Origin of the sequence: Stenotrophomonas sp. T8, from assembly GCF_051853085.1 — a bacterium.
GTDB lineage: Bacteria > Pseudomonadota > Gammaproteobacteria > Xanthomonadales > Xanthomonadaceae > Stenotrophomonas > Stenotrophomonas sepilia.
Genome location: NZ_CP195329.1, coordinates 56,429 through 76,376, shown reverse-complemented (window position 1 = coordinate 76,376; position 19,948 = coordinate 56,429). Strand labels below are relative to the sequence as shown.

The following is a 19,948-nucleotide window of genomic DNA, read 5'->3' as shown; positions in this document are numbered from 1 at the left end:
TGCCGGGTAGTGCCGGCCGCTGGCCGGCAACCCCATCGGCATCGGGTGCCTCGCATGCAGAACCCAAAAAGAAGGCCCGCTTTTCAGCGGGCCTTCTGCCTTCTCACGACGAGTGAGCGGGGTGCATCAAGCGGCCGGCTTTTCGCCGGTGGCTTCGGTGGTGATGCGGATCTTCACTTCATCGCTGACGTTCGGGGCGTAGGCGCCGACGCCGAAATCGCTGCGCTTCAGGGTGGTGGTGGCATCGAAGCCGGCGGCCGGAACCTTGGCCATCGGGTGCTCGCCGCCGCCGTTGACGGTGACGTCCAGGGTGACCGGCTTGGTGATGCCCTTGATGGTCAGGTCGCCGGTGACGGTCAGCTTGTTGGTGCCGGCCGCTTCCACCTTGGTGCTCTTGAAGGTGGCATCGGCGAACTTGGCGGCGTCGAAGAAGTCGGCGCTCTTCAGGTGCTCGTCGAACTTGGCGGTGAAGCTGTTCAGGCCGCTCAGCGGCAGCTTCACTTCCACGGTGGACTTGGTCACGTCTTCGGCGTTGTACACCAGGGTGCCTTCGACGTTGCCGAAGTGCGCGCTGGGGTTGGAGAAGCCGAAGTGGCTCCACTGCGCCAGCACGTCGGTGTGGCTCGGGTCCAGCTTGTAGGTGCCCGAGGCGATCTTGATCGCTTCGGCAGCCGGCGCAGCAGCGGCGGCATCAGCCGCCGGGGTGGCAGCCTGCTCGGTGGTCGCCGGGGCGGCGGCATCGGCCGGGGCAGCGGTATCGGCCGGCTTGGAGCAGGCGGCGATGGCCAGGGTCAGGGCCAGCGGCAGCAGCAGTTTACGGGTGGCGCTCATCTGAGGAACTCTCCGGATCGTAGGGTGGGTACACGGTGCAGCAAGAGCCCGCCGCGGGACGGCGGGCCCGAAACCGATACAGCGACTTACGCGATGCGCGCCGCTTCGTCGAACGACAGGCGCGGCAGGCGCGGGAACAGGCCCGCCGGATCACCGTAACCCAGGTTGACCAGGAAATTCGACTTGATGGAGGTGCCGGCGAAGAAGGCTTCGTCGACCTTGGCCGGGTCGAAGCCGGACATCGGGCCGGCATCCAGGCCCAGCGCGCGCGCAGCCAGGATCAGGTAGGCACCCTGCAGGCTGCCGTTGCGGATGGCGGCTTCGTGGCGGCCTTCCTGCGGGCCATCGAACCAGGCCTTGGCATCGGTGTGCGGGAACAGGTACGGCAGCTTCTCGTGGAAGTCCAGGTCGAAACCGATGATGACGGTGACCGGCGCAGCCATGGTCTTGGCCAGGTTGCCTTCGGACAGCGCCGGGGCCAGCTTGTCCTTGGCCTCCTTCGAGGTGACGAAGACGAAGCGGGCCGGCGTGGTGTTGGCCGCGGTGGGGCCCCACTTCACCAAGTCGTACAGTTCCTTCAGCAGGCTCTCGGGGACCGGCTTGTCGAGGAAGGCGTTCTGGGTGCGGGCCGTACGGAACAGCTGATCAAGGGCGGCGGCGTCGAGCGCGTGGGACATCGGTGGATCTCCAGGGCGGCGAAAGGAAGTCAGTGCCCGCGGGCGGCGCGGGGCGAAACGACGAGCCGCAGTGTAGAGTGTCGCGACTGTTGCAACACCCAGCAGGGCTGAAACGAATTAATGCCAATGGTGAAACGATCGAGCGCGCCATGGACGGTCACTGACGGCCGTGCGGGCAATGTCCGCCAGGCGGTCGCGCTGGCCTCGGCACTGCGCCAGGGCACCCACCGACCGCTGCTCCTGCAACCGCGCGCACCCTGGCGTTGGCTGTCGCCGCGGCGCCTGCCCGGCGATGTGAATGGCTACGGCGAGGCCTTGGCGACGCTGGCGGCTGAGGCGCCGGCACTGGCGATCGGCTGTGGTCGCCAGGCGGCCGGTGCCCTGCGCGTGCTGCGTGCACGCGGCAGCCAGGTGGTGCAGATCCTCGACCCGCGCATCGGCGCCCGCCATTGGGACGTGGTGGTGGTGCCCGAACACGATGCCCTGCGCGGCAGCAATGTGTTGACCCTGCTCGGCAGCCTCAACCCGGTGGACGACGACTGGCTGGCCTGGGGCCGCGCCGCGTTCGCCGGCTTCAGCACCCTACCCGGCCCGCGCACCGCACTGCTGGTCGGCGGGCCGACGCCGCTGGCGCCGTGGGACGAGACGGCAATGATCGGTGTGTTCCAGGCGCTGGCCGAGCAGATCCGCAATGAAGGTGGCAGCCTGCTGGCGACCACCTCGCGACGCACGCCGCCGGCATTGGCCGAGATCCTGCGCGCGAAGTTCGCCGACCTGCCGCACGTGATCTGGGGCGATGGTGGCGACGGTACCAATCCCTATGGTGGCCTGCTCGGCTGGGCCAACCGCGTGGTGGTCTCGCCCGATTCGGTGAACCTGCTCTCTGAAGCCTGCGCCACGCGCATGCCGGTGATGGTGGCACTGGCCGATACCGCGCAGGGCCGGCTGGCCCGTTTCCAGCAGCAGTTGCGCGAACGCGGGCGCTTGCAGCCGCACTGGCTGGACTGGCAGTACGACCGCATCGAGCCATTGCGCGAAACCGCGCGCGTGGCGGCGGAAGTAAAGCAGCGCCTGGCCTTGGGGTAGTGCCGGCCGCTGGCCGGCAACGCTGTGCGCATTACCGGACACCCTGCCGATGCCGGCCAGCGGCCGGCACTACCGGGGTGCGCAGCGATTTCTGAACATTTCAATCCGCCCATACCGTTAGAGTCCGGTGTCCCCCACCGGACCGAATGCCTTCATGCGTACCCTGCTCCTGCTGCCCCTGGCCCTGCTCGCCGCGTGTTCGACCGCGCCCACCGAGCTGGACCCGATCTCCTATCAATGCCAGCAGCAGCTGGATGCGTACCGCGAACAGCCGGCGCTGCGCGATCCGAAGACGGGCGAGCGCCCGCCGCTGCCGATCGCCCCGATCAGCGATGCCTGCGACAGGGAACTCCAGCGCAAGGGCGTGGATCGCCCGCTGCGCTGAGCAGCGTATGATCGGCGCGCGGGCCTGCCCGCCGTTGAAGGTACCGACATGGATCGTTTTTCCCGCCTGCGCCGCGCCGCGCTGCTGATCGCCAGCCTGCTGGCGACCGCACCGGCCTGGGCCGACAGCACCGCCTGCCGCGAGCGCTACCCGAGCGTGGCGTCGCAGGCGGCGATGCTGGATGTCGCCTGGACCACCGCCGAACGCCTGGACGCGCTGCCCGATGTGGACGTGGTGGTGGCCGCGCGCGGTGGCCAGGACCTGAGCCGCTATGGCCTGCGCCACAGCCACCTGGCCTTCCTGCTGCGCGAGGACGACGACCGCTGGCGCGCGATGCACCTGCTCAACCGCTGCAAGACCGACCGCTCGCAGCTGTACCACGAGGGCCTCGGCAACTTCGTCGGCGAGAGCGGCGGCCATACCGACCTGCGCATCGGCGTGCCGTCGGCCCCCTTGCGTGCGGCGCTGCGCGCGATGCTGGTGTCGCCCTCGATCCAGCCCAAGGCGCTGCACGAAGCGAAGTACAACGTGGTCGCCTACCCGTTCGCCACCGACTACCAGAACTCCAACCAGTGGGTGCTGGAAGTGCTGGCGGCGGCGATGGCGCAGGCCGAAGGCGCGCCGGCCATCGTCAAGCGCGAACAGGCACAGCAGTGGCTGCGCCAGCAGAAGTACCAGCCCAGCGTGCTGCATATCGGCCTCGGCAAGCGCGTGGGTGCGCGCCTGTTCGTAGCCAACGCCACCACCACCGACCATCCGGCCGGCGAACGCATCTCCGGCAACTATGCGGTGGTGACGGTGGAATCGGTGTTCGACTTCCTGCACCAGCGCAGGCAGCTGCAGCAGGAACTGGTGATCCCCCACGTGCCGGTGGCCGGTGCCACTGCCGCCACGCCCTGAATCCCGCAAGGAGAACCACATGCGTCCGCTGCTTACCTCTGTGTTGTCGATGGTGACCGTCACCGGCCTGGCGTGGTCGACGGCCGCCCACGCCGAACGCCGCATCGTGATCATCCATGACCCGGGCCCGCAGGGACCGAGCCTGGAAATGTCCACGCAGATGGTGGCCTCGGCCCGCGCCGCAGCAGCGAAGGAAGCCCAGGATGCGGCCGATGCCGGCCAGCCGCTGGCCCGCCCGCAGCAGATCAAGCTGCCGCAGATGGAGGTGAGTGCCATCGCCACCACCGTCGATGGCCGCCGCGAAGTGCTGCTGCGTGATGCCAACGATCCGCAGAACACCGCATCGATGCAGTATCCGCGCGGCGTCGGCGACCCGGCCGTGCAGTTCACCGTGGGCCAGACCGTGAACTTCGAGCCGACCGGCAACGACCAGGGCTGGCAGCTGAAGGACAACCAGGGCCGCCCGCTGGAATACCTGCCCGAAGCCACCGGCCCGCGCGACATCTTCGATACCCGGCGCTGAGCCGCCGTCCCCACGCTGACCAGGAGGTCTCCATGTTCCGTTGCCTGCGCGTTCCCGCTTCTGCATTGCTGCTCTCCGCGCTGCTGGTGCCCACCGTCCATGCCGGCGCCGCGCCGGAGTTGAACAGCAGCGAGGCCAGCGTGCTGATCACCTCGCTGATCGTGGTCTCGGTGCCGCTCGCTGCGTCGGCGGGCCTGTCCGAACTGTCGAAAGCGCCGTTCAAGGCCAGCGAACGCAATGGCAGGGTTGACCGCACCAAGGCGGTGCCGCTGCCACCGATGGAAGTGAAAAAGGTGGAGACCACGGCGGCGGGCGAGCGCCAGGTGCAGCTGCAGGTGCCCGGCAAGGCCGATCAAACCGCCACCCTGCGCTGGCCGGCGCGCGTGCATGAAGACCAGACGGCGGCCTTCGTGGTCGGCCAGCAGGTGCATTTCGACCCCACCGAGGCCGGTGCCGGCTGGACCGTGAAAAGCGCACAGGGCCAGGCGCTGGCTTACGTCCCCACCGCCTACGCCGCGGGCGATGTGATGAGCGAAGCGTTGTAAAGCTGAACAAGCGGTTTTGGCTTTGCCGCGGGCCGGGCGGATAATGGGCGATCCCCTTTGTCCCCCCTGGCTCGCGATGTCCGTGCGTCCTGCCCCTGTGTTTGCCCCGCTGACCGCCCGCGCCCTGGTGCTGGCGGTATTGGCGATGGGCGCGGTGGTGCTGCTGTCCAACGTGCTGGTGCAGTACCCGATCAACGACTGGCTGACCTGGGGTGCCTTCAGTTATCCGGTCGCGTTCCTGGTCAGCAACCTGATCAACCGCCGCTTCGGCCCGGGCCCGGCGCGCCGCGTGGCGTGGATCGGCTTCGCGGTGGCGGTGCTGCTGTCGATCTGGGTGGCCACGCCGCGCATCGCCGTTGCCTCGTGCTCGGCCTTCATCGTGGCGCAGTTGCTGGACATCACCGTGTTCGACCGCCTGCGCCGTGGCAGCTGGTGGCGCGCACCGATGGTGGCCACGACCTGCAGTGCGACGGTGGATACCACCATTTTCTGGTCGATCGCGTTTGCCGGTTCCACCCTGCCGTGGGTGAGCTGGGCAGCCGGCGACCTGGCAGTGAAGCTGGCGATCGGCGTGTGCCTGCTGGCCCCGTTCCGCGCGCTGCTGTGGAAGATGGCGCCGCTGCGCGCGACCAGCTGACCGCACATGCTCTGGTAGGTGCCGACCTTGGATGGCACATGAGCACGGTAGGTGCCGACCGTTGGTCGGCACGCTCCATCAGAGTTCATCACCGCTGACAGATTGTGCCGACCAACGGTTGGCACCTACCAACAGCGGATCATCCCCGGGCAATTGTTCTAATGGGTGCACCCATCACCCGAACGGCAACGCTGCCGCTCTGCACGCTGCCGTAATCGCGGCACACGCCTCTTCAATCGCGGGCGTGGTCGGTGCCAGTCGCGGGCGCCGGTCCAGCGTGCAGGCCAGGCCGACATCCAGCAGCGTGGCATGCGCGCCATGCAGTGCTTGCGCAGTGTCTTCCGGAAGGAAACCGGCAACCGCCAACGCATCGATCAGCGACGGCGTGTCGCGTGGCTGCAACAGCGCGGAATGCTGCGCACTACGCGCCAGCACGCCGGTCTGCAGCAGGAACTCCAGGTCCACCACGCCACCGGCACCCTGTTTCAGGTCCAGCCGCGCGGCATCGCTGCGGTCCAGTTCAGTGCGCATGCGGCCGCGCATCTTCAGCACATCGGCATACAGCGTGGCCGGATCGCGCTCACGACCCAGTGTCTGTGCGCGCACCTGTTCGAAATCGGCCAGCAGGCTGGCATCACCGGCCACACCGCGTGCGCGGACCAGGGCCTGGTGTTCCCAGGTCCACGCGCGTTCGCGCTGGTATTCGGTGTAGCTGGCCAACGAAGACACCAGCGAACCCTTGCCACCGTCCGGGCGCAGGCGCACGTCGATGTCGTACAGGCGCCCGGCGGCGGTGACCGCACCAAGCAGCGCCATCACCTTCTGTGCCAGTCGTGCATACCAGCGCCCCGGTTCCAGCGGACGTGCGCCATCGCTGGCCTCCACGCCGGCCGGATTGTCGTGCAGGAACACCAGGTCCAGGTCGGAACCGAAGCCCAGCTCAAGCCCGCCGAGGCTGCCGTAGCCGATGATCGCGAAACGTCCACCGGGAATCCCGCCGTGCGCGGCGCGCATGTCCGCCTCGGCCATCGCCAGCACGGTGGTGACCACCGCCTGCGCCAGCTCGGCCAGTTGCCGCGTGCTGTCCACCGCACCCTGGCGGCCATCCAGCGTGGCCATTGCCATGCGGAAGCTGAGCGCCAGCCGCGTCTCGTTGAGCCAGCGCAGTGCGGATTCGGGATCTTCCACTGCCAGCACCTGCTGGCACTCGGCCAGCATGCCGGCCGCATCGGGCATCGGCCCGGACACGCGCACGTCCAGCAGTTCGTCCAGCAGCAGCGGGTACGCGGCCAGCCGCTCGGCCAGCAGCGCGCTGCGCGCCAGCACGTCGACCAACCGCGCCAGCGCGCTGGGCTGTTCGTCCAGCAGCGCGAGATAGCTGGTCCGGCGCAGCACCGCTTGCAGCAGGCCAAGCACGCGCCTGAGCGCGGCGTCGGGTTGCGGCGAACGCGTGGCCGCATGCAGCAACGCGGGCAGTACGCGATCCAGCCGCGCACGCGCGGCATCGGACAATGACTTCACGCCGGTTCCCTGCGCGAAATCACGCAATGACTGGTCCGCGCCGTTGGCATCGAGGAAACCGGCTTCAGCCAGCAGCGGTGCGTTGCTGCCCTCGGGCAGGCTACGCCAGTAATTGGCCAGCGCGTCGGGCGCGGCCTGGCCCTTGCGCGGTGCCAGCAGGGCGGCGAATTCGGTACTGACCCGCTGCTGCTGTTCGGCCAGCGCCGCGCGCAGCACGTCCCAGTCCGGGTAGCCGAGGCCGACGGCGATGCGCTCGCGGTCCAGTGCATCGCTGGGCAGCACGTGGGTCTGCGCATCGCGCAGCATCTGCAGGCGGTTCTCCAGGCGGCGCAGGAACAGGTAGGCCTCGCGCAGCGCACTGCCGTCCTCGGGCGCGATCTGCCCCGCAGCCACCAGCGCGTCCAGCGCCACCAGCAGGCGGCGCTCGCGCAGCGCAGGTTCGCGGCCACCGCGGATCAGCTGCAGCGCCTGGCACAGGAACTCGATCTCGCGGATGCCACCGGCGCCGCGCTTGATGTCTTCGTGCAACTCGCGGCGCGCGACTTCGGCGGTGATCGCCGCCTTCATCTCGCGCAGGCCATCGAGCGCAGTGAAATCCAGGTAGCGGCGGTACACGAACGGGCGCAGGGTCTGCAGCCACGCTTCACCGGCCTCGATATCACCGGCGACAGCGCGCGCCTTCAGCCACGCATAGCGCTCCCAGTCGCGGCCTTCCCGCTGGAAGTACTGGTCCATCGCCGCGAACGACAGCGCGACGCGGCCGGCGCTGCCGAACGGGCGCAGGCGCAGGTCGACGCGGTGGCTGAAGCCATCGACGGTGGTTTCGTCCAGCAGCTTGGCCAGGCGCTGGCCGAGGCGGGCGAAATACTCTTCAGCGGCCAGCGCGCGCGGGCCGTCGGATTCGCCGCCGTGCGGATAGGCGTAGACCAGGTCGATATCGGAACTGAAGTTGAGCTCGCCGCCGCCGAGCTTGCCGAGGCCGAACACCACCAGCTGCTGCGCGGCGCCTTCGCCATCGCGGACCACACCGTGCCGCTGGGCGAATTCCTGCTGCAGCGCGTCCAGCGCCAGCCGCAGGCAGTTCTCGGCCAGGGTGGTGGCGCCAGCCAGGGTCTGTGCCACGTCGTCCAGACCGGTCAGGTCGCGCCAGATCAGCCGCGTCGACATGGCAGTACGCCAGCGCCGGATCTGCGCCGGCCAGTCGCTGGGCTGCAGCGGATCGAGCACCGGTGGCGGGATGGGCGGGCAACCGGGCGCGGCCAGCTGCGCCAGCAGCGCCGGTTGCCGCACCAGGGTGTCCAGCGCGAAGTCGCTGGTCACCGCCAACCGGCTCAGCAGCGGCAGCAGATCGGTCGGGATGGGTTCGGGCAGGACCTGGGCCAAGCGCGCCAGCGCGCGGTCGACAAGAGGCTGCAGGGCGGCGGGCAGGTCAGCGGGGGCGAGGGTCATGGGTCTGATTGTATCGACCCGGCTGGGGCGCAACGGACCCAGTAGTGCCGGCCGCTGGCCGGCAAATCCGATGATCCTGCCGAAGGTTACTGGGGTTGCCGGCCAGCGGCCGCCACTACCGATACTGGGAGCCGCGCATTCATACTGGGCGACAGGCAATAAAAAAGCCCGCTTGCAGCGAACTGCCAGCGGGCTCTGCTCCCTCCCCCACGTCGGGATGCAGGGCCATCGTGCGGGCTGCGAATGCACTTTGCACGCTGCACTGCAAAACAGAACCGGTGGGTATGGGTGAGCCCCTGGGGGAAAAGCCATTCCACGAAGGTAGAACCCCCCGTACGGATGAGGATGGCCGATAATCGGGATTCCCCCCAGAAACACTGTCGTCATGTCTGTTGATCGCATCGCCAACGCGCGTCTCCGTGACCGCGTGGTCTCCGCCGAGGCCGCAGCCGCGCTGATCCAGCCCGGTGAAACCGTGGCCATGAGCGGCTTTACCGGCTCCGGCTATCCCAAGGCCGTTCCCGTCGAACTGGCCCGCCGCATCGAAGCGGTGCATGCCCAGGGCAATCCCTTCCAGATCAAGCTGATGACCGGCGCCTCGACCGCGCCGGAACTCGATGGCGCGCTGGCCAAGGCCGATGGCATCGCCATGCGCATGCCGTTCCAGAGCGACCCGGACGCGCGCAACCGCATCAACGAGGGCAAACTCGACTACATCGACATCCACCTCAGCCACGTTGCCCAGCACGTGTGGTTCGGCTTCTATGGCGAGATCGATACCGCCGTCATCGAAGTCTCGGCCATCCGCGAAGATGGTTCGCTGGTGCCCTCCACCTCGGTCGGCAACAACAAGACCTGGCTGGACCTGGCCAGGAAGGTGATCGTCGAGGTCAACGAATGGCAGCCGGCCGGCGTCGACGGCATGCATGACATCTACTACGGCACCGCGCTGCCGCCGCACCGCAAGCCGATTCCGCTGGTGAACGCCAACGACCGCATCGGCGATACCGCGCTGCGCTGCGACCCGGACAAGATCGTGGCCGTGGTGCGTACCAACGGCCCGGACCGCAACAGCCCGTTCAGCCCGATCGATGCAACCAGCGAGCAGATCGCTTCGCACCTGATCGAGTTCCTCAAGCACGAGGTGAAGAAGGGCCGCCTGCCGCCGAACCTGCTGCCGCTGCAGTCGGGCGTGGGCAACATCCCCAACGCCGTGCTGGCCGGCCTGGCCAAGAGTGGTTTCCGCGACCTGGCCGCGTTCACCGAAGTGATCCAGGACGGCATGCTCGACCTGCTGCGCGACGGCGTGCTGAGCTACGCCTCCTGCACCGGCTTCGCGCTGAGCCCGCAGGCGAATGAGACGTTCAAGGAGAACATCGATTTCTACCGCGAGCGCATCATCATGCGCACGCAGGAAATCTCCAACCACCCGGAACTGGTGCGCCGCCTGGGCTGCATCGGCATGAACGGCATGATCGAGGTGGACATCTACGGCAACGTCAATTCGACGCACGTGATGGGCACGCGGATCATGAACGGCATCGGCGGTTCCGGTGACTTTGCCCGCAACGGTTTCCTGTCGGCGTTCCTGAGCCCGTCCACCGCCAAGAACGGCACCATCTCGGCGATCGTGCCGATGGCCAGCCATGTCGACCACACCGAGCACGATGTGTCGGTGATCGTCACCGAACAGGGCCTGGCCGATCTGCGCGGCCTGACCCCGCGCAAGCGCGCGCAGGTGCTGATCGACAACTGCGCCCACCCGGACTTCCGCCCGCAGCTGCAGGATTACTTCGACCGTGCCAGCCGCGAGAGCTACGGCAAGCACACCCCGCACCTGCTGCCGGAAGCGTTGTCGTGGCACCAGCGCTGGCTGGATACCGGCACGATGAAGGGCTGAGGCCCGCTACGGACGTCGGGTAGAGCCGGCCGCTGGCCGGCTTCCCCAACAGCCGGCCAGCGGCCGGCTCTACAAAGGGGCCGCTCCGCAGAATCCCTGTAGAGCCGAGCCCACGCTCGGCTCCACGGCAAGCGGTTTACCCGCGCAGCGCCGCCAGCGACTCGGCCTGCAGCCGCTCGTAGATCTCGAACTCGTCGTTCACCGCCACGCCCAAGGCCTGCTCGAAGGCCTCACGGTTGGCATGCGCGGCATAGGCGCGCTGTTCTTCGCCGCCCAGGTTCGACTGGAAGATGCCCGCGGCACTGACCGGCAGGAAATCCTCGTAGACGATCGGGTCGGCCGTGGCCAGGCCGGCGGCCACCAGCACTTCAGCGGGCAGATCGGCCACGCGCTCCGGCGCGGCGCGGCCAGCGTCGGTCAGCTGGTAGCGGTAATACCCCAGGCCTTCCTGGCGCAGGGTGTCATGGTCATCCGGGAAGCTGGCGAACACCGCCTGCAGGCGCTGGCCGTAGTCGCCGCCGGTGCTGCCTTCACCACCGGCGTCGCGGGCCTGCGACAGCAGCTGGTCGTACAGCGCGCGGCCCTTCGGGGTCAGCGCCAGGCCGCGTTGTTCGATCTCGCCGAAGCGCGCGGTATGGGTGCCGGCATCACCCCCTTCGGCATCCGGGAAGTGCACGGCCTCTTCCAGCGCCTTGAAGCTGGTCTGGCGCAGCAGGATCGGGCAGGCACGACGCGGCGGGCCTTCAATCACCGCCTTGGCCGCCATGCCGTGCTCGATCATTGCCGCCTGTGCAGCGTCGATGTCCAGCGTGCGCGGGGTCAGGTGGTTGATGTGTGGGCCGCGGAAACTGACCACGTCAGCCACCAGGCGGTGCGCGTTGTGCAGGGCGTGGTAGGTCGGCAGGTCGACCGTGGCATCGCCGTGCCAGCGGAAGGTTTCCAGCGCCTCCTGGACGAAGCGCTCGGCATCGGCCTGCAACAGGCCACCGTCGCGCTCGGCCTGGTCGATCAGCGCCAGCGCGCCGTCGGTGAAGATGCGGCGGCGTGCGAGGATCTTCGCCGACTCGGCACGCAGGGCTTCGTCTTCGATCAGCTCCAGGCGCAGCAGCGAGGTGAACACGCGGAACGGATTCTGCGCCAGCGCCGCGCCGGTCAGCGGGCGGAACGCGGTGGAGTGCACCGGCACGCCGGCCACCGACAGGTCGTAGTAGCCGACCGGGTACATGCCCATCACCGCGAACAGGCGGCGCAGTGTCGCTAGTTCCTGCACGGTACCGACGCGGATCGCGCCATGACGCTCTTCATCAAGGCGCGCATGCTCGTCGTTGCGCTGCAGCTGCGCGGCCAGCGCCGGGTCCTGGGCAAGCACCTGCGCGTTGATCCGCTCCACCAGTTCCACCAGCGTGCCGTACAGCGGCACTTCGGTGCGGTACATGCGGGACATGGCCTGCGCGAACAGGCGGCGGATCACATCAGGCGAAACGAAAGAGGCGCTCATCAGTCACTCGATTACGGGAACGGGGAACAGCTCGGACCCGTATTGTCGCCGGAGCGCGTGGCGGCGGCGATACGCAGAGCAACATGACCGGGTAGTGCCGGCCGCTGGCCGGCAACCCCGGATGCCTGGAAAGGATGCTATTGCCGGCCAGCGGCCGGCACTACCGCTTCAACTGGCGCTTCAGCGTGGCATCCAGGGTGATCGGCCGGTCCCAGTGCTGGTAGCTGGCCACGATGGCATGGCGCACAGCCCGGTAGTGCAGATTGTCCGGCTTGGTGGGCATGCGCTTGACCACCGCCTCCCAGCCGCCCTCCGGGTCCTGGCTGAAGGCACGCACGCTGTCGCGGCAGGTCTGGCCACTGGCCTTGGCCCAGAAGCAGGCGAAATAAATGTCTCCTGCCTGCCAGCCGTGGGTGGTGAACAGCGCGCTGATGTAGCCGCGCGGCACGTCGGCATAGCGCGACACTTCGTCGAGGAAGGCGTCGGGGTAGCGTTCGGCGTAGTGGTTGATGTCCTGCAGCTGGGCGTCGACCCAGCTGTCGCCGGTGTCCACTTCATAGGTGGCCGAACGCTCGGCGGTCTGCTGGGCCAGCACGGTGGCCGGCGCCAGCAGCAGGAACAACATCAGCGCGCGCAGTCGGTGGTTCATGCCCCGATTCTGCCGCAGCCGACCGGCCCTGTCAGGCCGCAGCAGCCTTGGCCTCGATCGCCGCCAGTGCGGCCGGCCAGTCGTGGGCGGTATCGGCAGTGACCATGCGCGGTTCGTCGTCGGCCACGCCATGCTGGGTCTCGTGGGCCCAGGTCACTGCGTACGGGGTATGCACGCCCCAGCCACCCAGCGTCACCACCGGCTCGATGTCCGAGCGCAGCGAGTTGCCGACCATCACGAAGCGCTGCATCGGCAGGTCGAATTCGGCCAGCACGCGGGCGTAGGTTTCCGGATCCTTCTCCGAGACGATCTCGATGCGCGGGAACAGCTCGGCCAGGTTGGCGACCTTGATCTTGGCTTCCTGGTGGAACAGGTCGCCCTTGGTGATCAGCACCACCGGGTAGTGCTCGGCGATGGCCGCCACCGCTTCACGCACGCCGTCGATCAGCTCGACCGGGTGGCGCAGGGTGTCGTGGCCGATCTCCAGAATGCGCTGGATGTCCTTCGCGTCGATGCGCTGGCCGGTGATGTCGATGGCCGCTTCGATCATCGACAGGGTCATGCTCTTGACGCCGTAGCCGAAGGTGCCCAGGTGGCGCTGCTGCACTTCCAGCAGGTGGCGGGCGGTCTGGGTGTCATGCACGTCGACATAGCGCGACAGCAGGTCAAGGTAATCCTGCTCGGCCTTGCGGTAGTAGTCCTCGCTCTTCCACAGCGTATCGTCACCGTCAAAACCGACCAGGCCGATGGCGCGCGACGGCGCAGGCGTGGGGGTGTTCATCGCCCAAGGATACAGGGGCCATGGTGACGAAAAAAACCCGGGCGGCCGAAGCCGCCCGGGTTCCCATACGCCCCGATGCAGGACTTACCTGCCCTGCGCACCCTGCGCTGCGCCACCCGCACCAGCCTGCTGGGCGGCCACGTAGGCCTTGTACTCATCGGCGCTCAGTTCGCCGTCCTTGTTGGTATCAGCCTGGTCGAACACCTGGGCCAGGCCGGCGTTCACCTGCGCCTCGGTCTTGCTGATGGTGCCGTTGCCATCGGTATCGATGCTGGCCCAGGTCTGGCCACCGCCATTGGCCTGCGCCGATGCCGCTGCGGCCGCATTGGTCGCCTGGTCGGCGGCCTGGCCGGCCTGTGCAGCCGCCTGCTGGGCCTGAGCGGCTTCGTTCTGCGCCTGCGCGGCCTGCTGCTTGGCCGACTGGGCCATCGCCGGGATGGCCAGCACGCTGCCGGCGGCGACGATCAGGGCGATCAGGGGCTTGCGGTTGCGAATAGTCATCAGGGGTGTCTCCTACCGATTGGGTGGTGTTGCGCGGCGTGTTGATTCCGCACGGCACCTACCCTGCCACCGCGTTTCTGAATCGATTTTGCGTCGCGAGCGGCGCCCACACGCGCGATTAACCACTGGCCTCCACGCATGCTTTAGCGCGGTGGTTAGGGTGAAGTGAGTGGCTCATAAGATGCGCATTCAGCGCCTCTGCATTTAACCGGCAGGCAACGAAAAACCTGCGTCAGTCGACGGTTTTTTCCGATGACCGCGAACTGAACAACACCCATGCAAGAGCAACACCGGCGAGCGCACCGGCGATTTCCAGCACCACACGGCTGCCAAGTTCGTTCGGATCGTGGATGGTGGCCAGGAAGATGCGCGCGTACAGCGGCGATTCCAGCCGCACGATGCCCATGTAGAACAGCTTCCACGCATCGATGCCGGCGGCGATGATCACGGCGATGACGCAGGACCAGCCGATCGCGTGCCCCATCGACCACCGCAGCAGGCGGCACAGCTGCGACCACAGGAGGTACACGAGCAGGCCGACCAGCAGGGCAATGGCGCCCGCTTCCAGGGTGCCGAGCAGGCCGAAGTGCAGGGGAAGGTTCATCGGGTGGGCAGGGATGAAGAGGCGGCCAGTGTAAGGGATCTGCTTCGGACCCAACCGGCAGCCACAGTAGATCCACGCCATGCGTGGATGAGTCTCCATCGAGATCGAATAATTCGACGATTGAACAAAGAGCAGCCGAGCATGGGCTCGGCCCTACAACGGACCGCGCGGGAAACTGTCAGAGGCTGGGCGGTGCCCTGCCGTTACCCCTACCGTACCGGGACGTCGTACGCGGTACCGGGATCCGGTTCCGGCTGGAACGTGTAGTGCCACCACTCCTGCGGGTAGTTCACGAAACCACGCCGTGCCATTGCCTGCACCAGTTGCCGCCGGTTCGCCTGCTGCGTCTCACTCAGCCCGCTCGTCTGCGTATGCGCACGCGGCCCGAAGAAGTCGAAGTCAGTGCCCATGTCCAACGGCGTACATGCACCGCTGCGGCAATCCAGCAGGCCCAGATCCACCGTGCCACCGCGGCTGTGGCCGGAGCGCTCGGCGATGTAGCCGTCGGCCAGCAGGCGCGGCTTGTCCAGGTCAGGATACTGCTGTGCCTTGCGCGAGAGCTCGCGCGGATCGTTCACCCAGGCCATGAAGGCCTGCACCGAACGCACCGGCCGGTAGCAGTCGTAGAGGCGCAGGCCGAAGCCATCGGCGCGCAGGTCTTGCTCCACCTCGGCCAGCGCCTTCGCCACCGGCGCCAGCAGGTAGCACGAAGGCGCCTCGTAGCCGGGCACGCGCACGCCGGTGAAGTTGTTGGCGCCGGCGTAGCGGATGTCCATGTCGATGCCTGGCGACAACGTGCGGATCTCCACCAAACCAGCGCTGGCCGCGTCGGTGGCCGGTGAAACGCGCGGTGGCTCAGCGGCGCTGGTGGTCGCTGCCAGGGCAATCGCCAGTACGAGTGAAATGCAGGTCCTGGAAGTCATAGCTGAAGTCGATGTCCGGATCGATGGCGCGCAGGTCCAGTGTCGGTGCCAGGCCCTCACCCGGCTGCAGCCACGCCTGCGCGTCTTCGCCCAGCGTATCCCAGCGCAGCAGCCAGCGCCCCTGCAGCTGCAGCACAGCCCCCTGCAGCCGGGGCGACTTGTCCACGCTGAAGCGCAGGCCGTCCTTGCCCGGGCACAGCGAGGCCGGCCCCAGCCACGGATCGGTGTAGCGGCCGTGCCAGCGCGGCAGATCGGCGTCCGATGCCGGCCGTGCCTCCGACGTCGCCGGCCGCTGATGGCCGCTTGCCCTAGCCTGGTCTGCCTTCAGTTCGGCCAGGTACGCCAGTGCCGGACGCGCCTCATCGGGGGCGGTGAAGCGCTTCAGCGCGGCCTGCATCAATGCGGTGCGCGCATCCTCGCCTTCACCGTTGATCAGCATCACCACGCCCACCTTGCGGTCAGGCAGCAGCGCCAGCGACGAGTACATGCCCGACAGGGTGCCGGTGTGCGCCACCTTCCACTGCCCGTCCATGTCCGACACCCGCCAGCCATAGCCGTAGCCATAGAAATGCGCGTTGTCCCAGCGCCGCTGGCGTTCACCCAGCGCCATCGGCATGTGCAGGGTCCACAGCGTACGGCGCTGCTCAGCATCCAACCAGCCAGGTGCCAGGGCAGGATCGAGCAGCACCTGCATCCAGCGCGTCATGTCGCGCAGCGAACAGCGGATGCCGCCGGCGGCCATCGACGGTAGATCCGGGCTGATCGCACCATCGGCGTTCACCACCGCATTGTGGTCGCCATGCCAAGCGTGTGGCTGCGCCACGTTGCCCACCCGCTTCACCGACCACGCCCCCACCTGGCAGCGGGTCATGCCCAGCGGCTCGAACACCTGCTCGCGCATCAGCTGGTCATACGGCTTGCCACCCGCCGCAGCGGCCAGTTCGCCGGCCACCACGTACATCAGGTTGTCGTACGCATAGCGGCTGCGGAAACTGCTGACCGGCTTCAGGTGCGCCAGCCCGGCGATGATGTCGGCGCGGGTGAACGCGTTCGGCTCCGGCCACAGCATCAGGTCACCGGCGCCCAGGCCCAGGCCGCTGTTGTGGATCAGCAGGTCGCGCACCTGCATCTGCTCGCCCACCCACGCATCGTGCATGCGGAAGCCCGGCAGATGTTGCTGCACCGGATCCTCCCAGCGCAGCTTGCCCTGCTGCACCAGCCGCGCCAGCAGCGCGGCGGTCATCGCCTTGCTGTTGGAGGCGATCTTGAACAGCGTGTCCTGGTCGATGCGGCCGCCGTCGCCACGCGCGCCTTCGGCGTGGCGATAGACCACCTGCCCGTTGTCGACCACCGCGATGGCCAGCCCGGGCAGGTGCTCGTGCTGGACCACGGCGGCGACGTCGGCCTCGATCGATGCGGTCGCGCTGGTCTGCGCCGCCGCAACCGGAAACACCGCCAACACGGCCACGCAGATGCAGCGTCGAGCGTGCTGGGCGGGTCTCAGTACGCCCATGTGACGGTCAGCTGCGCATAACGCGGCGACTGGAACCCGGTACCGTAGCGGTACAGCGGATTCGGCGTACCGATGCTGTCCTGCGGTTCGTAGTCCTGATCCACGGTCACCACGCGCTGCTGGTTGAGCACGTTGTACACCGCCAGCTTGAGGCGCAGGTCGGTGGGGATCGGCACCTTGTACGACACGCTCACGTCCAGGTCGTAGGTCCACGGCGTGCGGCCATCGCCACCGCGCGGGGAATGCACGAACACGCGTTCGGAGGGCACCGTGGCCTGGCAGTTGGACACGCACACGTAGTAGCTGTGGAAATCAGTGGCGTCGAATGGATTACCGGCGCCGAAACGCGTGATCGGGCTGCCCGACTGCACGCCCAGCGTAGCGGCTACGCTCAGGTTCTCGGTCAACGCATAACTACCACGGAACTTGAACTGGTGTCGGCGGTCGTTGGCCAGATAGCCGTAGCCGCGGTAGTTCACCCACGGATTGTCAAAGTTCTCGGTACGCCCGGCATCGGCGAAGTCGGTATCGGAGTTGACCGGGCCTTCTGCATTGCCGCGGCCGTATGCGAGGGTGTAGGACGCGTTAAAGCCCCACTTGCCGTCCCAGGCCCGGTCGACTTGCAGCTCCAGTGCCTTGTAGTCACGCTTGGGCTTCACCCAGCCGCGCTGGCCGACGTAGTTGCCGTTGTCGTCGTACAGCGCCCAGCCTTCCTTCGACGTATCGATGCTGATCCAGCCATCGTTGCTGCCGTCACAGTTGGTGTCTCCCCACACGGTGTTGGTGCGGCCCGGATTGCCCATGATCCATACGCCGTCGATGGCACCGCATTGCCCGGTGGCGGTAATGTTCATGTCATCGATGGCGTTGTGCAGCCGGCGATAGGTCACGCTGGCACCGACCGACCAGGCTTCGTTGATCATCTGCTGGAAGCCGAGGATCGCCTCGTCCTGGTACACCGGGTCCATGTCCCGGTTAACTTCGGCACGCAGGTCCGGCACGCTGCCGTCGCCCTGCGAGTTGTCCACCGGGCCGATCTGCGCGCCCAGGTTCGGGATGTTGTTGGCTGCGCCGCTGTAGCCGAGGAACTCATACCAGGTCCGCTCGTCGAGGAAGCCACCGGCCTGCTTGATGTTGATGACGTTGGCCACCGGCAGGAAGTAGCGGCCCAGGTTGCCGAAGACCTTGGTCGTGCCATCGCCGCGCACGTCCCAGGAGAAGCCCAGGCGCGGGGCCAGCATGTCGTCGATCTTGATGTAGCTGCTGCCGTCGCCACCCTTGTTGTCGAAGGCTTCCAGGCGCAGACCCATGTTCAGCAGGAGGTTCGGCGTCACCTGCCAGTTGTCTTCCAGGTAGTAGGCCGAGTTGATCGTCTCGAAGGCGCCTTCCACTTCATAGCGACGGGTGCGCGCCACCAGGCCACTGGCCGGCACGACGCCGCCGTTGAGCGAACTGCCGGGCGTGCGAGCGTAGATGTCGTAGCGCAGGCCGCCCGGACCGGGATAGGCGCGACTGTAGTCGGACGTGTTCTCCTCCCGATCCAGGCCGAACCGCAGCAGGTGGTTGCCCAGCGTCCATTCGAAATCGGCGCGCGCGGCCTTGCGGGTGTCCAATGCGGATTCGAGCTGCGAACTGCTGGTGCAGCTGCGGTCACCCTGCAGCGAGGGCGGCACGCCCTGGCTGGCGGTTCGGTTGTCGAACACGCGGTTGCAGTTCTGGTCCATCAACGAGCTCTGCACACGGTTGCGCTTGTTCTCGCCATACATCAGTTTCATGGTCAGGTCGTTGTTCACCTGCCAGCTGTAGGTGCCGGACCAGTTCTTGCCGCCCACCGTGTTGTAGATCTGGTTGCTGCGCTCGCCCACGGTCTGCCCCGTGGCGTAGTCGTAGGCGTAGACATCGGTGAGCGTCTTGCTCTTGTCCGAGAAACCGAACAGCGACAGCATCTGGTTGTCGGTGATCTGCCAGTCGATCTTGCCGCCCCAGAACGGATCATCGGCCTCGCCCTGGCTCAGGCGCGTACCGGCGTCGTTGGTCGAGGTCGGGCGGTAGTCGCGCGCCTCGTACATTCCGAAGAAGAACAGTCGATCCTGCACCAGCGCACCGGAAGCGAACACATTCAGCGCGCTGCGGCTGTAGTCGTCGCGGCTGGCGGTGATGTAGCGGCTGCCGTTGCCGTCGTAGCGGTCGCGGGCCTGCGACTGCCACGCGCGCGGCTCGAACACCAGCTCGGCGCCGGCCTTGAAATCATTGCTGCCCGAGCGGGTCACCGCGTTGATGACACCGCCGGTGCTGCGCCCGAACTCCACCGAGTAGCCGCCAGTCTTGACCTGGAATTCCTGGTAGAACGAAAACGGTACCGACGAGAAGCCGACCCGGTTGTAGAAGTCGGTGACGTTCAGGCCATTGATGTAGACGGTGTTCTCGGCCACCGACGAACCCCCGAAGGAAATGCCTTGGCCACCCAGCGAGCCCTTGCCCTTCACCGCACCCGGCGCCAGCAGCGCCACCGCGGTGATGTCACGGTCCACCGGCAGCCGCGAAAGCTCTTCGCGGGTGATGTTGGTGGCCGACTCGGTGGACTTCACATCCACCATCGACACTACCTGCGGTGCCCGTACTTCAACCGTGCCCAGCGTGCTGACCGCGCCGAGCGGCACGTTCACCGTGGTCGCGCTGCCCAGACTGACCGTCACCTGGCCGACGCGGCTGGCCCCTCCGCCGGGCAGGCTCACCTCCATCTCATAGGTGCCGACCGGCAGCAACGGAATGCGGTAGCTGCCGTTGGCTTCGGCCTGCACGGAGCGCACGAAGCCCGTTGCCGGATTGCGTACGGTCACCGTGGCACCGGCCGGTACCTGGCCAGCATCGCTGACCAGCCGGCCGACCACCGAACCATCCTGTGCGAATGCGCTGGGCGCGATCACGCCCAGACACGCCCCAAGGGCGACGCACAATGCCGCCCGCTTGATGCTGTAAGCCTTCATCCCCTGCTCTCTCCTGCAAGAATTGAATGGTGTGGAAT

At 67.4% G+C, this 19,948-nt stretch carries 18 protein-coding genes; 7 read left to right on the top strand and 11 right to left on the bottom strand.

Annotation, left to right across the window (positions count from 1 at the left end; all coding sequences use genetic code 11):
• Positions 1-126: 126 nt before the first annotated feature.
• Positions 127-831, bottom strand: coding sequence for a YceI family protein (locus ACSDHM_RS00355; RefSeq protein ID WP_227838105.1), 705 nt, complete (start codon positions 829-831; stop codon positions 127-129).
• Between the two features lie 86 nt (positions 832-917).
• Positions 918-1,508, bottom strand: coding sequence for a malonic semialdehyde reductase (locus ACSDHM_RS00350; RefSeq protein WP_005415046.1), 591 nt, complete (start codon positions 1,506-1,508; stop codon positions 918-920).
• Positions 1,509-1,634: 126 nt separating this feature from the next.
• On the opposite strand from ACSDHM_RS00350, the gene ACSDHM_RS00345 reads away from it, so the two are divergent.
• The 6 genes from ACSDHM_RS00345 to ACSDHM_RS00320 all read left to right on the top strand — a co-directional run bounded on the left by ACSDHM_RS00345 (position 1,635) and on the right by ACSDHM_RS00320 (position 5,584).
• Positions 1,635-2,594 carry a mitochondrial fission ELM1 family protein gene (locus ACSDHM_RS00345; protein WP_088496219.1) on the top strand — a complete coding sequence of 320 codons (960 nt, stop codon included), beginning with the start codon at positions 1,635-1,637 and terminating at the stop codon, positions 2,592-2,594.
• Positions 2,595-2,748: 154 nt separating this feature from the next.
• Positions 2,749-2,979 carry a hypothetical protein gene (locus tag ACSDHM_RS00340; RefSeq protein WP_005415044.1) on the top strand — a complete coding sequence of 77 codons (231 nt, stop codon included), beginning with the start codon at positions 2,749-2,751 and terminating at the stop codon, positions 2,977-2,979.
• 48 nt (positions 2,980-3,027) lie between these two features.
• Positions 3,028-3,879: a DUF2145 domain-containing protein gene (locus ACSDHM_RS00335; protein ID WP_439426541.1), complete on the top strand. Its 852-nt coding sequence runs from the start codon at positions 3,028-3,030 to the stop codon at positions 3,877-3,879.
• A 19-nt stretch (positions 3,880-3,898) separates the two neighbouring features.
• On the top strand, positions 3,899-4,402 hold the full coding sequence (locus ACSDHM_RS00330) for a hypothetical protein (protein WP_439426540.1): 504 nt from the start codon (positions 3,899-3,901) through the stop codon (positions 4,400-4,402).
• A 32-nt stretch (positions 4,403-4,434) separates the two neighbouring features.
• The gene (locus tag ACSDHM_RS00325) at positions 4,435-4,947 is read left to right on the top strand and encodes a hypothetical protein (protein ID WP_439426539.1); all 513 of its coding nucleotides are present in this window, start codon (positions 4,435-4,437) and stop codon (positions 4,945-4,947) included.
• Positions 4,948-5,023: 76 nt separating this feature from the next.
• Entirely contained in the window at positions 5,024-5,584 is a 561-nt protein-coding gene (locus ACSDHM_RS00320) for a queuosine precursor transporter (protein WP_005415040.1), read from the top strand.
• Between the two features lie 174 nt (positions 5,585-5,758).
• Here the strand turns inward: ACSDHM_RS00320 and glnE are convergent, their stop codons facing one another.
• Positions 5,759-8,554 carry a bifunctional [glutamate--ammonia ligase]-adenylyl-L-tyrosine phosphorylase/[glutamate--ammonia-ligase] adenylyltransferase gene (gene glnE, locus ACSDHM_RS00315; protein ID WP_088496223.1) on the bottom strand — a complete coding sequence of 932 codons (2,796 nt, stop codon included), beginning with the start codon at positions 8,552-8,554 and terminating at the stop codon, positions 5,759-5,761.
• A 385-nt stretch (positions 8,555-8,939) separates the two neighbouring features.
• Here glnE and ACSDHM_RS00310 point away from each other — a divergent pair, with 385 nt between their 5' ends.
• A complete protein-coding gene (locus tag ACSDHM_RS00310) occupies positions 8,940-10,454 on the top strand; it encodes an acetyl-CoA hydrolase/transferase family protein (RefSeq protein ID WP_021202957.1) in 1,515 nt (504 codons plus the stop codon).
• A gap of 136 nt (positions 10,455-10,590) precedes the next feature.
• On the opposite strand, the gene hglS is transcribed toward ACSDHM_RS00310, so the two are convergent.
• From hglS to ACSDHM_RS00270, 8 genes are all read right to left on the bottom strand, one after another.
• Positions 10,591-11,952, bottom strand: coding sequence for a 2-oxoadipate dioxygenase/decarboxylase HglS (gene hglS / locus ACSDHM_RS00305; protein WP_439426538.1), 1,362 nt, complete (start codon positions 11,950-11,952; stop codon positions 10,591-10,593).
• Positions 11,953-12,112: 160 nt separating this feature from the next.
• Positions 12,113-12,601, bottom strand: coding sequence for a hypothetical protein (locus tag ACSDHM_RS00300; protein ID WP_072169045.1), 489 nt, complete (start codon positions 12,599-12,601; stop codon positions 12,113-12,115).
• Positions 12,602-12,632: 31 nt separating this feature from the next.
• Positions 12,633-13,382: an HAD family hydrolase gene (locus ACSDHM_RS00295; RefSeq protein WP_072169044.1), complete on the bottom strand. Its 750-nt coding sequence runs from the start codon at positions 13,380-13,382 to the stop codon at positions 12,633-12,635.
• Positions 13,383-13,466: 84 nt separating this feature from the next.
• A complete protein-coding gene (locus tag ACSDHM_RS00290) occupies positions 13,467-13,883 on the bottom strand; it encodes an EF-hand domain-containing protein (protein WP_019662197.1) in 417 nt (138 codons plus the stop codon).
• Positions 13,884-14,115: 232 nt separating this feature from the next.
• Positions 14,116-14,487 (bottom strand): hypothetical protein, encoded by a 372-nt coding sequence (locus ACSDHM_RS00285; RefSeq protein WP_049413267.1) that lies wholly within the window; start codon positions 14,485-14,487, stop codon positions 14,116-14,118.
• Between the two features lie 209 nt (positions 14,488-14,696).
• Positions 14,697-15,410 (bottom strand): M15 family metallopeptidase, encoded by a 714-nt coding sequence (locus tag ACSDHM_RS00280; protein WP_227838037.1) that lies wholly within the window; start codon positions 15,408-15,410, stop codon positions 14,697-14,699.
• Positions 15,343-16,923, bottom strand: coding sequence for a serine hydrolase domain-containing protein (locus ACSDHM_RS00275; protein WP_255299217.1), 1,581 nt, complete (start codon positions 16,921-16,923; stop codon positions 15,343-15,345). Before ACSDHM_RS00275 ends, ACSDHM_RS00280 begins: the two co-directional genes overlap by 68 nt.
• Complete coding sequence (locus ACSDHM_RS00270) at positions 16,911-19,910, bottom strand: TonB-dependent receptor (RefSeq protein WP_188241561.1); 3,000 nt, start codon at positions 19,908-19,910, stop codon at positions 16,911-16,913. Before ACSDHM_RS00270 ends, ACSDHM_RS00275 begins: the two co-directional genes overlap by 13 nt.
• Positions 19,911-19,948: the final 38 nt, after the last annotated feature.

Coding starts and splice junctions, on each gene's coding strand:
- ACSDHM_RS00355 (WP_227838105.1), bottom strand. CDS start 831: ATGAGCGCCACCCGTAAACTGCTGCTGCCGCTGGCCCTGACCCTGGCC.
- ACSDHM_RS00350 (WP_005415046.1), bottom strand. CDS start 1,508: ATGTCCCACGCGCTCGACGCCGCCGCCCTTGATCAGCTGTTCCGTACG.
- ACSDHM_RS00345 (WP_088496219.1), top strand. CDS start 1,635: ATGGTGAAACGATCGAGCGCGCCATGGACGGTCACTGACGGCCGTGCG.
- ACSDHM_RS00340 (WP_005415044.1), top strand. CDS start 2,749: ATGCGTACCCTGCTCCTGCTGCCCCTGGCCCTGCTCGCCGCGTGTTCG.
- ACSDHM_RS00335 (WP_439426541.1), top strand. CDS start 3,028: ATGGATCGTTTTTCCCGCCTGCGCCGCGCCGCGCTGCTGATCGCCAGC.
- ACSDHM_RS00330 (WP_439426540.1), top strand. CDS start 3,899: ATGCGTCCGCTGCTTACCTCTGTGTTGTCGATGGTGACCGTCACCGGC.
- ACSDHM_RS00325 (WP_439426539.1), top strand. CDS start 4,435: ATGTTCCGTTGCCTGCGCGTTCCCGCTTCTGCATTGCTGCTCTCCGCG.
- ACSDHM_RS00320 (WP_005415040.1), top strand. CDS start 5,024: ATGTCCGTGCGTCCTGCCCCTGTGTTTGCCCCGCTGACCGCCCGCGCC.
- glnE (WP_088496223.1), bottom strand. CDS start 8,554: ATGACCCTCGCCCCCGCTGACCTGCCCGCCGCCCTGCAGCCTCTTGTC.
- ACSDHM_RS00310 (WP_021202957.1), top strand. CDS start 8,940: ATGTCTGTTGATCGCATCGCCAACGCGCGTCTCCGTGACCGCGTGGTC.
- hglS (WP_439426538.1), bottom strand. CDS start 11,952: ATGAGCGCCTCTTTCGTTTCGCCTGATGTGATCCGCCGCCTGTTCGCG.
- ACSDHM_RS00300 (WP_072169045.1), bottom strand. CDS start 12,601: ATGAACCACCGACTGCGCGCGCTGATGTTGTTCCTGCTGCTGGCGCCG.
- ACSDHM_RS00295 (WP_072169044.1), bottom strand. CDS start 13,382: ATGAACACCCCCACGCCTGCGCCGTCGCGCGCCATCGGCCTGGTCGGT.
- ACSDHM_RS00290 (WP_019662197.1), bottom strand. CDS start 13,883: ATGACTATTCGCAACCGCAAGCCCCTGATCGCCCTGATCGTCGCCGCC.
- ACSDHM_RS00285 (WP_049413267.1), bottom strand. CDS start 14,487: ATGAACCTTCCCCTGCACTTCGGCCTGCTCGGCACCCTGGAAGCGGGC.
- ACSDHM_RS00280 (WP_227838037.1), bottom strand. CDS start 15,410: ATGACTTCCAGGACCTGCATTTCACTCGTACTGGCGATTGCCCTGGCA.
- ACSDHM_RS00275 (WP_255299217.1), bottom strand. CDS start 16,923: ATGGGCGTACTGAGACCCGCCCAGCACGCTCGACGCTGCATCTGCGTG.
- ACSDHM_RS00270 (WP_188241561.1), bottom strand. CDS start 19,910: ATGAAGGCTTACAGCATCAAGCGGGCGGCATTGTGCGTCGCCCTTGGG.